General features: G+C 67.8%; 17 protein-coding genes. 9 read left to right on the plus strand and 8 right to left on the minus strand.

The window, feature by feature from the left end:
- Window positions 1-309: 309 nt before the first annotated feature.
- The 5 genes from GQR91_RS06130 to GQR91_RS06150 are packed head-to-tail and all read right to left on the minus strand — an operon-like array spanning window position 310 to window position 3593.
- Window positions 310-1239 carry an alpha/beta fold hydrolase gene (locus GQR91_RS06130; RefSeq protein ID WP_174236646.1) on the minus strand — a complete coding sequence of 310 codons (930 nt, stop codon included), beginning with the start codon at window positions 1237-1239 and terminating at the stop codon, window positions 310-312.
- Window positions 1236-2135 (minus strand): pirin family protein, encoded by a 900-nt coding sequence (locus GQR91_RS06135; protein ID WP_112383827.1) that lies wholly within the window; start codon window positions 2133-2135, stop codon window positions 1236-1238. Before GQR91_RS06135 ends, GQR91_RS06130 begins: the two co-directional genes overlap by 4 nt.
- Window positions 2128-2592: an NUDIX hydrolase gene (locus GQR91_RS06140; RefSeq protein ID WP_149682771.1), complete on the minus strand. Its 465-nt coding sequence runs from the start codon at window positions 2590-2592 to the stop codon at window positions 2128-2130. The genes GQR91_RS06135 and GQR91_RS06140 overlap by 8 nt, the downstream gene beginning before the upstream one ends.
- Window positions 2589-3296, minus strand: coding sequence for a glutathione S-transferase (locus tag GQR91_RS06145; RefSeq protein WP_149682772.1), 708 nt, complete (start codon window positions 3294-3296; stop codon window positions 2589-2591). Before GQR91_RS06145 ends, GQR91_RS06140 begins: the two co-directional genes overlap by 4 nt.
- Window positions 3297-3299: 3 nt before the next feature.
- The gene (locus tag GQR91_RS06150; protein WP_112383824.1) at window positions 3300-3593 is read right to left on the minus strand and encodes a BolA family protein; all 294 of its coding nucleotides are present in this window, start codon (window positions 3591-3593) and stop codon (window positions 3300-3302) included.
- Window positions 3594-3631: 38 nt separating this feature from the next.
- Here GQR91_RS06150 and GQR91_RS06155 point away from each other — a divergent pair, with 38 nt between their 5' ends.
- Entirely contained in the window at window positions 3632-4240 is a 609-nt protein-coding gene (locus GQR91_RS06155) for a J domain-containing protein (RefSeq protein ID WP_112383823.1), read from the plus strand.
- A 3-nt stretch (window positions 4241-4243) separates the two neighbouring features.
- On the opposite strand, the gene GQR91_RS06160 is transcribed toward GQR91_RS06155, so the two are convergent.
- From GQR91_RS06160 to GQR91_RS06170, 3 genes are read right to left on the minus strand one after another with little or no spacing between them, the layout of a single operon-like run.
- Window positions 4244-4708, minus strand: a complete 465-nt coding sequence (locus tag GQR91_RS06160; RefSeq protein ID WP_149682773.1) for an SRPBCC family protein — start codon at window positions 4706-4708, stop codon at window positions 4244-4246.
- Entirely contained in the window at window positions 4705-5466 is a 762-nt protein-coding gene (locus tag GQR91_RS06165; protein ID WP_235904072.1) for a VOC family protein, read from the minus strand. Before GQR91_RS06165 ends, GQR91_RS06160 begins: the two co-directional genes overlap by 4 nt.
- Before the next feature lie 4 nt (window positions 5467-5470).
- Window positions 5471-5842, minus strand: a complete 372-nt coding sequence (locus GQR91_RS06170; RefSeq protein ID WP_149682774.1) for a DUF1428 domain-containing protein — start codon at window positions 5840-5842, stop codon at window positions 5471-5473.
- A 221-nt stretch (window positions 5843-6063) separates the two neighbouring features.
- Between GQR91_RS06170 and cobS the strand changes: the two genes are divergently transcribed.
- From cobS to GQR91_RS06210, 8 genes are all read left to right on the plus strand, one after another.
- Window positions 6064-7068, plus strand: a complete 1005-nt coding sequence (cobS, locus tag GQR91_RS06175) for a cobaltochelatase subunit CobS (RefSeq protein WP_112383819.1) — start codon at window positions 6064-6066, stop codon at window positions 7066-7068.
- Window positions 7069-7126: 58 nt separating this feature from the next.
- Window positions 7127-7363 carry a nucleotidyltransferase family protein gene (locus tag GQR91_RS06180; protein ID WP_235904073.1) on the plus strand — a complete coding sequence of 79 codons (237 nt, stop codon included), beginning with the start codon at window positions 7127-7129 and terminating at the stop codon, window positions 7361-7363.
- Window positions 7364-7388: 25 nt separating this feature from the next.
- On the plus strand, window positions 7389-7685 hold the full coding sequence (locus tag GQR91_RS06185) for a HepT-like ribonuclease domain-containing protein (RefSeq protein ID WP_160146805.1): 297 nt from the start codon (window positions 7389-7391) through the stop codon (window positions 7683-7685).
- The gene (cobT, locus tag GQR91_RS06190; protein WP_149682777.1) at window positions 7685-9511 is read left to right on the plus strand and encodes a cobaltochelatase subunit CobT; all 1827 of its coding nucleotides are present in this window, start codon (window positions 7685-7687) and stop codon (window positions 9509-9511) included. Before GQR91_RS06185 ends, cobT begins: the two co-directional genes overlap by 1 nt.
- 4 nt (window positions 9512-9515) lie before the next feature.
- Window positions 9516-9764 (plus strand): ribbon-helix-helix domain-containing protein, encoded by a 249-nt coding sequence (locus GQR91_RS06195; RefSeq protein WP_149682778.1) that lies wholly within the window; start codon window positions 9516-9518, stop codon window positions 9762-9764.
- Between the two features lies 1 nt (window position 9765).
- Complete coding sequence (locus GQR91_RS06200; RefSeq protein ID WP_149682779.1) at window positions 9766-10353, plus strand: DUF922 domain-containing protein; 588 nt, start codon at window positions 9766-9768, stop codon at window positions 10351-10353.
- 98 nt (window positions 10354-10451) lie between these two features.
- Window positions 10452-11426 carry a PepSY-associated TM helix domain-containing protein gene (locus GQR91_RS06205; RefSeq protein ID WP_160146806.1) on the plus strand — a complete coding sequence of 325 codons (975 nt, stop codon included), beginning with the start codon at window positions 10452-10454 and terminating at the stop codon, window positions 11424-11426.
- Between the two features lie 222 nt (window positions 11427-11648).
- Window positions 11649-13184 (plus strand): Fic family protein, encoded by a 1536-nt coding sequence (locus GQR91_RS06210; protein WP_149682781.1) that lies wholly within the window; start codon window positions 11649-11651, stop codon window positions 13182-13184.
- The last annotated feature ends 51 nt before the right edge of the window (window positions 13185-13235 follow it).

Here is a 13235-nt window from a genome sequence, read left to right on the forward strand (position 1 = left end):
GACGTAACCCTTCCTGCGCCACAACATCCTCCGCGTCTCCGCGTGAACCAATTCTTCTTCGCGGCTTCGCGGCTTCGCGTGAACCAACTATCGACCCGGATGCGGCCAGGCTTGGCTGTGATTCACGCGAAGACGCGAAGACGCGAAGAGAAAAAGAAGATTGGTTCTCGCGGAGACGCGGAGACGCGGAGAGTTTGTGTGGGGGCGGGGGGTGGCCGACCACAGATTATGGGCTTGGGTTTGGTGTGATGCTGCCGCTTTGCGGCGGGTATGGTCTTTGCGTGCAGAACACTCGGACGGCGCGGGGCGCTATTTTTCGGATGTGTCCTGCGGGAAAGAGGGGGCCGGCAGCCAGTTGCGCAGGGCGTTCAGGACCGCGTCGGGCGCTTCCCAGGGGACGAAGTGGCCGGCGTCCAGTTTTACGACGGTGAGGTCGGGTACGACTTCGGGCAGGCCGTCGACCTGGCCGGGGAGCAGGGCCTTGTCCTTCATGCCCCAGATGACGAGCGTCGGCTGGCGGATCGGGGGGAAGGGCGCATCGATCCAGGCGGGGCGGGGCGGGTCTTCGCCGGGCGCGGGAACGAGGAAGCGGCTGGCGCGGTACCAGTTGAGCATCGCGGTCATCGCGCCGGGGCGGCTCCATTGTTCGAGATAGATCGCTTTTTCGGGGCCGAGCAGGTGGGCGGCGGCGTGCCGGGCCAGGCCGGTGGCGAAGAAGCGTTCGAGCGCGTTGCCGGTCCATCCCCCATCCAGCGCGGTTTCGCGGAAGCGGGTGATGTACTGGCTGGCGGCGCGCTGTTCGGGATCGTCGAGGAGCGCGCGCTGGAAGACATAAGGGTGCGGCGCGTTGAGGATGACGAGCCGTTCGACCCGATCGGGGGCGCGCAGTGCCGCCATCCAGGCGACGGCGCCGCCCCAGTCATGCCCGACGAGCGTGAAGCGATGGATACCGAGTGCATCGGCGAGCGCCAGCAGGTCGGCGACGATACGGTCGGCGGCATAGGCCTCCACCCCGTCGGGCTTGGACGAGCCGGCATAGCCGCGCTGGTCGGGCGCGATGACATGATGGTCGCGCGCGAGATCGGGGAGCAGGTGCCGCCAGGTGCGGTGCGATTCGGGAAAGCCATGGAGCAGGATGATCGGCGGGGCGGCGGGATCGCCCAGCATGACCGTGTCCAGCTCGACACCGGTGGCCAGTGCCACCCCGGTCAGCGGGAAGGGTGGCACCGGATCGTTCATGGATAGCTGACCGTCTTGGGCGTGCCGGGGATTTCGATCCGTTCGGCATCGTCGTCGGGAATCAGGGGAAATTCGCCCGCGGTCCAGGCGCGGCGCGCCTCCGCGATGCGGTCGCGGCGCGAGGACACGAAATTCCACCAGACATGGCGCGGCGTGGCAAAGGCATCGCCGCCGCACAGCATCGCACGACCGCCGCTGCGCGAGGTGAGGGTGGCGGCAAGGCCGGGGCGCAGCACGTAGAGGCGTTGCGGCTCCAGCGCCATGCCCTCCAGCTCCGCGCTACCCTCCGCCAGGTAGAGCGCGCGTTCGTCCGCCGCGGCGTCGATCGGCACGGAGGCGCCGGGATCGAGCGATATGTCGGCATAGATGGTGCCCGCATAGGTGGTGGTGGGCGCACGCTGGCCCCACAATTCCCCCATGATGATCCGGGCGCGGGCGCCGTGCGCCTCGATCGTCGGCAGGGCGGCGGCGGTGACGTGTTCGAAGGCGGGGTCCATCTCCTCCCGGTCCTCCGGCATGGCGAGCCAGGTCTGGATGCCGGACAGCAGCGCGCCGCCGGCGCGGTCGGCAAAGGGGGAGCGTTCGGAATGGACGATGCCGTGCCCCGCGGTCATCAAATTGACCGCGCCGGGCTCGATCGTCGCCAGCGTGCCGAGCGAATCGCGGTGGTCAAGCGCGCCGTCGAACAGATAGGTGACGGTGGACAGGTTGATGTGCGGATGCGGGCGCACGTCGATGCCGCCGCCGACGGCGAGCTGCGCCGGCCCCATCTGGTCGAAGAACAGGAACGGCCCGACCATGGTGCGTTCCTTCGCCGGCAGGGTGCGATGCACCTTGAACCCGCCGAGATCGTGCGTGACGGGCAGAATGGTCTGAAGGATGACGTCATCAAGCATCGTGCGGTCCCGAACTGTCGGTCGCATCCAGCATGGCGACCAGATCGGCGGGGTAGATCGGCTCTGCCCAGCGATCAATCTCGGCGCGTTCGAACCACCGCCATTCGCGCATCACCTGGCGTTCCAGATCGGTGTGGCCGGCCGGATCGACCACGCACGTATCGATGTCGATGCGGAAATATCGTTCGTCGGCAAGCACCTGCACACCCTGCAGGGTCAGGAACTCCACCTCTCGCCGGGCGACCTGGGGGCCGCAATCGATGGCCAGTCCCACCTCCTCGGCCAGCTCGCGCGCCGCCGCCTGTTCATAGCTTTCGCCCGGATCGACCGCGCCGCCCGGCGTCACCCAGAAGGGCGGGCGATCGGGCGGGGTGAAGCGGAACAGCAGCACGCGGTTGCAGCCATCGACCAGCAGGATGCGCGCGGCGGGACGCGTGGCGAGCGAGGCTGCACTCATGCCGCGTCGAGTTCGGGATAGTGGCGGAAAATGCCCTCGGTCGAGAAGGGCAGGCGGCGGTCGCTGGCGAGATAGCGGCGGATGCCGGGCAGGTTCGCCACCCGGTCGCGCAAGGTGACGAGGCCGGGCAGATCGGGCTCCAGCGTCGCCATCCGCCTGGGGAACATGTAGCGCAGACCCTCGACCAGCTGGAACAGCGAGGTGTCCGCATAGGTCCAGCGGTCACCGACCAGCCATTCACCGCGGGTGGCCTTCGTCGCGTCCTCGAAATAGGACAGGAACTTGGGCATGCGCTGCTCGCGGAACTGGGTCGCGGTGCGCGCCGCCTCCGCCTTCTGGTCCTCATAATAGTCCATTATGCCGACCGGGTGGTGCACGTCGTGCACCTCGGCGACCATGTCGGCGATGGTGAGCTGCACCTGGTTGAGCCACATGCGATCGGCCATGCCGCTGGGGGCGAGATCGTGGCGTTCGCCCAGGAACATCAGAATGGCCGCGACCTGGCCGATCACCGTGGTCTCGCTTTGCAGAAAGGGCGGGGCGAAGGGGGCGCGGCCGTCCTTTGCCGCCATGACCTGCATCATCGCGTCGATGCCCTCGGTCCGGGCCGCATCCACATAGGGAATCTCCGCAGCTTCGAGCGCCAGACGCACGAATTCGCCGCGGCCCTGAATGGAGGGCCAGTACCAGAGCTTATAAGGCATGCATCATTCTCCGGGTGCGCGGGCGCTGATCGCGAGCGCGTGGATCCTGTCTCTCAACAGATCGGCCAGCGCTTGGTTCACCAGACGCTGCCGCCCGACGCGGGAAACGCCTGAAAAAGCAGGTGCTTCGATGGTGACGCGGAAGTGGCTCTCGCCAGTGCCGTCGTCGCCGAGATGGCCGTGGTGCATCGCGCTTTCATTGGCCACCTCCAGACGGGTGGGGGCAAGCGCCGCGGTCAGGCGGGCGGCGATCTGGTCTGCGACGGGCAGGGCGGAGGCGGTGGCGGGGTCGGTCATCGTTCCTATATAGCCGCTTTTGTTGCAGCGGGGAGCCGGTGAGACGGACGGCGAAGGAGAGTGCGGCACGGCCGGGAGCGCGGTTCCATGGCCGGGTCGAGAACAGCGGCCGTGTTTGCGACGAGCCGGGATGCGCGGAAGCGGGCGAGTTTCGCGCGCCGCCGCTGGAAGGGCCGGGCGGACGCGACGGGCCGGGGCAGTTCCGCTGGTTCTGCCTGGAGCATGTGCGCGCGTTCAACCAGCGCTACAATTACTTTAACGGGATGACCGCGGACGAGATCCATCAGGCACAGCGACCCTATGCCGGGTGGGAGCGCGAAACGCGCGCCTTTGCCAGCGCAGGGGGTGATCCGGGGCCGCGCTGGTCGGACTTTTCCGATCCGCTGGACGCGATCGCCGCGCGCTATCGCCGCACGCCCGCCGCCGAGCGGCAGGACGGCAAGCCGTTGTCGGGCCAGGATCGCGAAAGCCTGAAGACGCTGGGGCTGGCGGCGGATGCGGACCGGCATGCGCTGCGCAAGCGGTACAGCGAGCTGGTGCGCCGCTATCACCCCGATCGCAACGGCGGCGATCGCAGCCAGGAGCGCGAGTTGCAAAAGGTGATCGCGGCGTATCAGCAACTGCGACAGGCGCCCGCCTTTGCGTGAGGATCAGTGCCGGACGGTGAGGCGCCGGGCGACGGCTGCCAACTGGTCGGTGGCGGTGTTCCAGCCGGTGTCGAAGCCCATTGCGATATGCTGGTCGCGGGCAATCGCGGTCCAGTGACGGGCGGTGGCGGTGTAGCGCGTGCCGCCGCCCTCCGGCGCGAAGGCGTCGATGCGCACCAGAAAGGGCTGGCGCGGCGCCCAGCCGGCGGCGAACGCATCGGTGGCGACGATGCGCCGTTGCGGCAGCACCTCCAGAAAGACGCCCTCGACCGGCATCGCCTCCCCATCGGGACCGTGGAAGATCATCGAGGAATGCCCGCCGGGGCGCAGGTCGCGCTCGACGATCTCGGCGCGCCAGGGTTCGGGGCAGTACCATTCGGCGGTATGATCGACCCAGGCGCGCCACACCGCCTCCAGGGGCGCATCGATCAGGCGGGTGATCGACAGGTCGAAGCTTTCGTCGGTCATGGCCGTCGATCGCCGACCAGGCCGAAGCGCACGCCCCAGGGGTCCTGCGCGACCAGCGAGAAGCTGCCGCCGGGAATCTCGTCCGGCCCCTGAAGCGGTTGCCCGCCCGTCGCGACGATGCGCGCCAGGGCGGCATCGATGTCGGGGACCAGCGTATAGAATTGCCATCCGGGCACGGTGCCGGGGACGGGGCCCATGACCGCCCCGATGCAGGTCGGGCCGTCATGGATGAAGCGATAGTCGCCCAGTTCGCCCATCGGCATCGCCCCCTCCTGCCGCCAGCCGAATTGCTGCGCATAAAAGGTGATGGCGGCGTCGTCATCGGGGGCGGTCAGCTCGTTCCAGACCATGTGGCCGGGCCGGGCATCGGTGCTGTTCTGGAACGCGGTGGAGTCGTCGGCCTCCGGATCCATGACATAGAAGGGCGTGCCGTGCGGATCGGTGAGCAGCGCGATGCGCCCGGCCTGCGGGATCGTGGTGGCCGGCATCAGGCAGGCGCCGCCGCCGTCGACCGCGCGGGCGACCGCGGCATCGGCATCGTCCACCTGGACATAGCCGAACCATCGCCCGCCCGCTTCCATGACCGGCGGGCGGGCGAGCAGGCCACCCACCGCATCGCCGTCGGGAGCGTGGAAGATGCGATAGTCCATGCCGGGCACGCCGCCATCCGCGACGCGCCAGCCCATGACGTCGCCGTAAAAGGCCGCCGCGGCATCGACGTCGTCGGCGATCAGCTCGTACCAGATAAAGGCGCCCATGGTGTCAGCGATCCGCCTGGAAGATCGGCGCGAAGCCGGCATAGATCATGCGCCTGCCGTCAAAGGGCATGGGGCCATCCGGTTTCATGCGATCATCCGTCCGCATCCGCTCGCTCGCCGCATCGCAGGTGGCGCGGTCGGGCCAGACGATCCAGGAGAACACCACCGTCTCGTCCTCCTCGGCCAGCACGGCGCGGCGGAAATCGGTGACCTCGCCATCGGTCACGTCCTCGCCCCATGCCTCCATGATCGACAGCGCGCCATAGTCCCGGAACATCGGCCATGCGCTGGCCGCCATGTCGCGATACGCTTCCTTGTTCGCGGTGCCGACGGGGACCACGAATCCTTGCAGATACTGTCCGTTGACGCTCGTCATCGTCGCGCTCCTTCGGCTTCGACTCAAAGGCGGCACGATGCTGCGCCCGGCGCCGCGAAAAAGCAACGTGGGGCATGGGGATGCCCACAAGGGTGTAAGGCGGGCGGAAACAGCGGCGCGGCGGCGCGTTTGTTCACCTTCTTCGTGCCGCCGCCGATGCTGACGGTTGAGTCGGGACACGCGCCTGTCCTAGAGCGTTTGGTGCACTTCGTGAGGTTTTGATGACGGACATTCCCAACACCCAGCCTGACAGTCGCGAGACGACGATCATGGACGCGCCGGACAAGATGGTTCGCGTGCGCGACGTGTTCGGCGTGGACAGCGACATGGAAGTGCCGGCCTTTTCCGAGGCGGACGAGCGGGTGCCCGACCTCGACCCCGCCTATGTGTTCGATCCCGACACGACCATGGCGGTGCTGGCGGGCTTTGCCCACAATCGGCGGGTGATGGTGCAGGGCTATCACGGCACCGGCAAGTCGAGCCATATCGAGCAGGTGGCGGCGCGGCTGAACTGGCCGTGCATCCGCATCAACCTGGACGCCCATATCAGCCGCATCGACCTGATCGGTCGCGACGCGATCGTGCTGAAGGACGGGCAGCAGGTGACCGAGTTCCGCGAGGGCCTGCTCCCCTGGGCGCTGCAGACGCCGACCGCGCTCGTGTTCGACGAATATGACGCCGGGCGCCCCGACGTGATGTTCGTGATCCAGCGCGTGCTGGAGACCGAGGGCAAGCTGACGCTGCTCGACCAGAACCGCGTGATCCGGCCGAGCCGCTGGTTCCGCCTGTTCGCGACCGCCAACACGGTGGGGCTGGGCGACACCAGCGGCCTGTATCACGGCACGCAGCAGATCAACCAGGGCCAGATGGATCGCTGGAACATCGTGGTCACGCTGAACTACCTGCCCGCCGCCACCGAGGCGCAGATCGTGCTCGCCAAGTCGGGCGAATATGACAAGCCGGAAGGCAAGAAGACCGTGGAGAACATGGTCCGCGTCGCGGACATGACGCGCAAGGGCTTCGTCAACGGCGATATCTCCACGGTGATGAGCCCGCGTACGGTGATCACCTGGGCGCAGAACGCGCTGATCTTCGGCGATGTCGGCTTCGCCTTCCGCCTGTCGTTCCTGAACAAGTGCGACGAGGCGGAGCGGTCGCTGGTGGCGGAATATTACCAGCGCGTGTTCGGCAAGGACCTGCCCGAAAGCGTGGTCGGGCGGGCTTGAGATGACAAGGGCGGAAGCTTTGGAACGGTTGCGCGCGCATCGTACGGACCTACATGCAATGGGTATCGAACATGTGGCGATCTTCGGTTCCACCGCGCGGGGGGAAGCAGGGGCGCACTCCGACCTCGACCTAGCGGTGCGTCTGCGCTCCGATATCCGCCTGGGCTGGGATTACTTCACGCTGGATGAGCGCGTAGCGGCGTTGTTGGGCGTGGCTGTTGACATCGTGACGGAGCCGACCGACAGGCCGCGCCTCCAAGCGCAAATCGATCGCGACCGCGTCAATGCTTTTTGAGCGAACCAGGTCGCGGCTGCACGACATGATCGAGGATGCCGATCGCATCGCGACGTTCATCGACGGCATGAACCTCGTTGCGGACGAGCGTACGATCTTCGCGGTCGAGCGTCTGCTTCAGCGCATCACCGAAGCTGCCATTCAAATACCTTCGGACGAAGCGGGGTATCTGGGGCCGGACGTGCCGGTGGCGAAGATGCGTGCGTTCGGCAACCGCTTGCGTCATGAATATCGCGATGTCGCGCGCAACGTAATCTTCGATCTGGCACGGATCGAAGTACCGCTGGTTCGTGCCGCAGCCGAACTTGCCCTGGAAAGCTGATGGCCAACGAAACCCCCCTCGACCGGTTCAAGGCCGTGCTGGCCGGGACCGCGCGTGCGATCGCGGAGCAGCCGGAGGTGGAACTGGCCTTTACCGCGGATGCGCCGGCGCAGTCGGGCAAGCATCTGAAGGTGCCGATGCCGGCGCGGGCCCTGCCGCCCGAGCAGGTGGCGGAGGCGCGGGGGTTTGCGGACCAGTTCGCGCTGAAAATCAGGTATCATGATACCGCGTTGCATTTGCGTGGGGCGCCGGGGGAGGCGGTGGCGCGGGCGGTGTATGATGCGGTGGAGGGGGCACGGGTCGAGGCGCTGGGCAGCCGCGGCTATGCCGGGATCACCGAGAACCTGACCACCGCGCTGGAGATGCGGCTGCGTTCCGACCCGATCACGCGGGCGCGCAGCGAGGCGGAGGTGCCGCTGTCCACCGCACTGGCGCTGATGGTGCGCGAGCGGCTGACGGGGCTGGAGAGCCCGGCGGCGGCGGCGCCCGCGCTGGCGCTGGTGCGCGAATGGGTGGATGCGCGCACCGACCTGGACGCGCTGGCGCTGGCGATCGACGATCAGCGCGCGTTCCAGACGCTGGCCGCGCGGATGCTGGCCGATCTGGAGCTGACCGAGGCGCCGGTGGAGCCGGAGGATGCGGACGATGGCGGCGACGACGAGGAGGGCGAGAACGAGCCCGCCGACGAGGAGGGCGACGACAGCGAGGACGAGCAGGACGGCCAGGGCGAAGGGCAGGTGGACGCGCGCGGCGAGCAGCGGGAGTCCGACAGCGACGACGGCGAAGGCGAGCAGCAGCGGCAGGACTCGCCCGACGACATGGAAGGCGAAGGCCAGGATGACGGCGAGGAGGGCATGCAGCCCGTGCGCCCGAACCGGCCGCAGCCCGACCTGACCCCGCAATTCGACTACAAGCCATGGACGACGCAGTTCGACGAGGTGGTCGCCGCCACCGACCTGTGCGACGCGGACGAGCTGGCGCGGCTGCGCGGCTATCTGGACCAGCAACTGGCGCATCTGCAATCGGCGGTATCGAAGCTGGCCAATCGCTTGCAGCGCCGGTTGATGGCGCAGCAGTCCCGGTCCTGGGATTTCGACCAGGACGAGGGGATGCTGGACGCGGCGCGGCTGGCGCGCGTCGTGGTCAATCCCACCCAGTCGCTGTCGTACAAGATCGAGCGCGACACCGATTTCCGCGACACGGTGGTGACGCTGCTGATCGACAATTCGGGTTCGATGCGCGGGCGGCCGATCGGCATCGCCGCGATCAGCGCGGACATCTTGGCGCGCACGCTGGAGCGGTGCGGGGTGAAGACCGAGATACTGGGCTTTACCACCCGCGCCTGGAAGGGCGGGCAGAGCCGCGAGGCGTGGCTGGCCGCCGGGCGCCCGCCGCAGCCCGGCCGGCTGAACGACGTGCGCCACATCGTCTACAAAAAGGCGGATGACCCGTGGCGGCGCGCACGCACCAACCTCGGCCTGATGATGCGCGAAGGGTTGTTGAAGGAGAATATCGACGGCGAGGCGCTGGTCTGGGCGCATAGCCGGCTGATCGCGCGGCCCGAGGAGCGGCGCATCCTGATGGTGATCTCCGACGGGGCGCCGGTCGACGATTCGACGCTGTCGGTCAATTCCGGCAGTTATCTGGAGCGGCATCTGCGCCAGGTGATCGGCTGGATCGAGACCAAGAGCCCGGTCGAGCTGATCGCGATCGGCATCGGGCACGACGTGACGCGCTATTATGCGCGCGCGGTGACGATCATGGATGCCGAGCAGCTTGGCGGCACGATCATCGAGCAGCTCGCCGCGCTGTTCGACACGCCGTGACGCGATGATCGACGCGCCGCCCGGCGGCTTTCGCGGGCCGGTGAAACGGTCGATCACCATCGCCGGGCACCAGACGTCGATCAGCCTGGAACCAATCTTCTGGGACAGGCTGGACGCGGCGGCGGCGGCCCGCGGATTGCCGCTGTCGGCGCTGGTCGCGGCGATCGATGCGCGGCGGATCACCGAGGCGGACCCGCCGAACCTGGCGAGTGCGCTGCGCAGCTGGCTGATGCTGACGGGCGCCGTGGCCTGACATGCATGCGCTGTGGCTGAGCGCGCTGCTGCTGGGGCCGGCGACCGGGCCGCCGGATGCGCGGATCGTCTTCGACGGAGTGCGGATGGACCGCTATCCCGTGCGCGGGCGCGACGTGGCGGCGGTGCGCGCCGCGCTGGACGCGGCACGGGTACGCGACGAGAATGACGGCACACTGGTCGAGGCGTATACGCATGGCCGCGTTCATTGGACATGGAAGGCGGCGGGGCCGGCCCGCGACGCGACGTGCCGGCCGCAGGCGATCACGATCCGCTTTTCGGCAACGATGCGCCTGCCCTATCTGGACGAGCCCGATCCCCCGCCTGCACTGGCGCAGGCGTGGCAGCGCTATGCCGCCAGCCTGGAGGCGCATGAGAGGGAGCATCTGGAGCGGATCAGGCGCGCGCTGCCCCGATTGGCGGCGGCGATCGCGGTGGCACCCTGTGCGAAGGCGGATACGGCGGGGGCTGCGGTGCTGGAGCAGCTTCGCGCCGAAGGTCGTGCCTATGATCTGGAGACGGAGCATGGCCGGCGGGAGGGGGCGGTGTTCCCCCCGCCCGAGGCGATGCAGCGGGAGTGGGACGATTGACGGCACCGGGGCGCGCGGCCGGAAAGGGCCGAACGGGGGATCGGATTGGGGGAGACCGAACCGGCAGGCCGCGTGCGCCGGCACGCGCCGCGCCTGCGGTGCCGCGGCCCGGCGTCGCGCGGCGGTTGCACCGGGGCGGGGGCGCGGGGTGGATCGGCTGGCTGCTGGCGGTGCTGATCGTGCCGGTGGCGCTGAGCGGTACGCTGCTGGCGGTGTGGCCGGCCGTGGAGCGGGTGGCCTATCCGACGCGCTTCGCCGCGACGGGGGCGATCGACCCGGATGCCTGTGTGACGGCGCTGCATGCCGGCGCCGCGCCGGATCGGCGGATCGTCGCGATGGAGCACGGTGCGGGCGTGCTGCGCTTCACGACGCGCGGCGCGGACGGGGCGGATCGCCTCTTTGCCTGTACCGCGCGCGGGGCGGGTGTGTCGGTGGCCGACGCGACGCACGGTGCCGAGGCGTGGGTGCGGCGGGTGCATGCCGCGCTGGCGGTGCCGTGGGTCGGGCGCGGGCTGGTCGCGGCGGCCGGGCTGGCATTGATCGGGCTGGCCCTGTCGGGGCTGGCGCTGTGGGGCGTGGCGGTCTTTCGCGGCAGCGACGGTTGGGCCTGGCATCGCTGGCTGGGGCTGGCGGCGGCGCTACCGGTTTTGGCGATGGCGGCGAGCGGCCTGCCGCTGCTGTGGCGCGGGGCCGCGGCGGATGGCGGCGCGGCGCCGCTGGCACACCCGGCACAGCCATTGCGCATCGTCGAGGCCCATGCGCTGGCGCTGACCAGCGGCACGGTGGCGCGCGTGGCATGGCCGACCCGCCGCTCGCCCGACTGGCTGGTGACGATCGCGGCGGGGACCGCACGGCAGGTGAAGGTGGCCGACGATACCGGCGGCGCGCTGGCGGCGGTGGCGCGCTCGGACGGGGGCGGCACCGGGGAAGGCGTCGCGGCGTCGCTGCACGGCGTGCGCGGCACCGGATGGTGGCGCCGGATGCTGCTGGCGCTGACCGGGCTGGCGGTGGTGGTGCTGGTGGCGACGGGGTCGGGCAGGCGGACGATCCACACGCGAAAACCGTCTGGTTGAAGCGGTGTTCTCTGCCGCAGGTATCGGAACGTTTCGGGTTTTCCGGGCTGAACGGTTTCCAGCAGAGATTTCCGGGGGCGTTTCGAGTTTTACCGGTGTGATCGGCCTGATCGGACTTTTCCGTTCCTCTTTCCAGTGAATCCTGTAGGATTTCATGGGTTCTGACTTTTCCGGGCGTGATTTGATCGTTTTTGCGTTCCGCCGGGTCGTTTGGAGGGAATATTGGGGGCCGATCTACCCGGACGTCCATTGGGCGCACAGCTTCTCGGCTATTCCGCACTGATCGATGCCTATCAACTGGAGTGCCCGCCGCCCCGGCAGCTGACCGCGATCGCAGCGGTCGGCCAAAAGACGACGATCATGCGCGAAGGCGTCGAATGGGTGCTGCTGCCGCGTAGCGCGCGGCTGCGCGTTCCCGATGCGCCGATCGAGCATCTGGGTGTGGCACTGAAGCATGAGGGCGTCGACCTGCGGGTCATCGATCGCTTGTTCAGGCGGGATGTTCGCGCGGAACTGGGCGCGTATATCGATGCCAATCGGGCAGGACTCTACACGCGTCGCGCCTGGTTTCTCTACGAATGGATGACCGGACACCGATTGTTGATCGAAGAGCCCTATGGCGCGCAATATGTGCCGCTGCTCGATCCCAATATGTACATCGGACGGCGCCCGACACGGTCGAGCCGACACAAGGTGGATAATAATCTGACAGGTGAACGCGGCTTTTGCCCGCTGATCCGCCGGACCGAACGGCTGGCGATCGGCAGGGTCGAGCAACTGGTGGCGGAGGCCAAGGCGATCGTCGCAGGCGCGGATCCGGCCGTCCTGCGCCGGGCCGTCGGGTTCATGCTGCTCAACGAAAGCAAAGGCTCCTTCGGCATCGAAGGCGAAACGCCGCCGCGGAACCGGTTGGAGCGATGGGGACGCCTGATCGCGGAGGCCGGGGGTATAGACCTGAATCTCGATACGCTGAACGGCCTACATCGCTCGCTTCTCGATCCGAAGCAGCGGTTCGTGACCTATGGCCTGCGCACGGAACATGGATTCGTCGGTCGTCACGACGATTTCACCCAACCGATACCCGATCACATATCGGCCAGACCGGACGATGTGCCGTCGCTGTTGGACGGGCTGTTCCAGGCCTATGCCTTGTTGAAGAGCAGGCGATACGATCCGGTACTGACCGCGGCGATCATCGGGTTCGGATTCGTCTTCATCCATCCATTTACAGATGGAAATGGCCGGTTGCACCGTTTCCTGATCCAGAAGGCGCTGGTCGACATGAAGTTCAATCCCGACGGGGTCGTTCTTCCCGTTTCGGCGGCGATCCTGCAGGATCTGCTGGGATATCGCGCCGCGCTGGAAGATTATTCGGTGCCCACGTTGCAGGGCATCGAATGGGAGCCGGATCAGGACGGCAATGTCAGGGTGACCAACGATACCGCTTATCTCTACCGATATTTCGATGCGACACGCCAGGCGGAGTATCTGCTGGATCGCATCGAACAGACCGTGCGGTTTTCCCTGCCTGCCGAACTGGCGTATCTGCACCGCTTCGACGAGGCCAAGCGGCTGATCGCCCAAGTCGCCGATATGCCGGATCGGCTGGTTTCCCTGTTCATACAGTTCTGCAACCAGAATGAAGGCAGGCTGTCGCGGCAGAAACGGGACATTTTCTTTGCAGAACTGACCGATGCCGAGGTGTCGGCCCTGGAAGCGGCGGTGGAGGCGAGCGGGATAGGTGGACTGGCGCATTGAGGGCGTGATCGATCCCGTCTTGCCACGGGCATAAATGGCGGTATGACGCAC

It is taken from the genome of Sphingomonas carotinifaciens, assembly GCF_009789535.1.
GTDB lineage: Bacteria > Pseudomonadota > Alphaproteobacteria > Sphingomonadales > Sphingomonadaceae > Sphingomonas > Sphingomonas carotinifaciens.

What these genes read in the sequence shown, in the direction of transcription:
- GQR91_RS06135 (WP_112383827.1), bottom strand. Translation starts at nt 2,135, where the DNA reads ATGCTTGATGACGTCATCCTTCAGACCATTCTGCCCGTCACGCACGAT.
- GQR91_RS06140 (WP_149682771.1), bottom strand. Translation starts at nt 2,592, where the DNA reads ATGAGTGCAGCCTCGCTCGCCACGCGTCCCGCCGCGCGCATCCTGCTG.
- GQR91_RS06170 (WP_149682774.1), bottom strand. Translation starts at nt 5,842, where the DNA reads ATGACGAGCGTCAACGGACAGTATCTGCAAGGATTCGTGGTCCCCGTC.
- GQR91_RS06145 (WP_149682772.1), bottom strand. Translation starts at nt 3,296, where the DNA reads ATGCCTTATAAGCTCTGGTACTGGCCCTCCATTCAGGGCCGCGGCGAA.
- GQR91_RS06185 (WP_160146805.1), top strand. Translation starts at nt 7,389, where the DNA reads ATGATCGAGGATGCCGATCGCATCGCGACGTTCATCGACGGCATGAAC.
- GQR91_RS06130 (WP_174236646.1), bottom strand. Translation starts at nt 1,239, where the DNA reads ATGAACGATCCGGTGCCACCCTTCCCGCTGACCGGGGTGGCACTGGCC.
- cobS (WP_112383819.1), top strand. Translation starts at nt 6,064, where the DNA reads ATGACGGACATTCCCAACACCCAGCCTGACAGTCGCGAGACGACGATC.
- GQR91_RS06160 (WP_149682773.1), bottom strand. Translation starts at nt 4,708, where the DNA reads ATGACCGACGAAAGCTTCGACCTGTCGATCACCCGCCTGATCGATGCG.
- cobT (WP_149682777.1), top strand. Translation starts at nt 7,685, where the DNA reads ATGGCCAACGAAACCCCCCTCGACCGGTTCAAGGCCGTGCTGGCCGGG.
- GQR91_RS06165 (WP_235904072.1), bottom strand. Translation starts at nt 5,466, where the DNA reads ATGGGCGCCTTTATCTGGTACGAGCTGATCGCCGACGACGTCGATGCC.
- GQR91_RS06195 (WP_149682778.1), top strand. Translation starts at nt 9,516, where the DNA reads ATGATCGACGCGCCGCCCGGCGGCTTTCGCGGGCCGGTGAAACGGTCG.
- GQR91_RS06150 (WP_112383824.1), bottom strand. Translation starts at nt 3,593, where the DNA reads ATGACCGACCCCGCCACCGCCTCCGCCCTGCCCGTCGCAGACCAGATC.
- GQR91_RS06180 (WP_235904073.1), top strand. Translation starts at nt 7,127, where the DNA reads ATGGGTATCGAACATGTGGCGATCTTCGGTTCCACCGCGCGGGGGGAA.
- GQR91_RS06200 (WP_149682779.1), top strand. Translation starts at nt 9,766, where the DNA reads ATGCATGCGCTGTGGCTGAGCGCGCTGCTGCTGGGGCCGGCGACCGGG.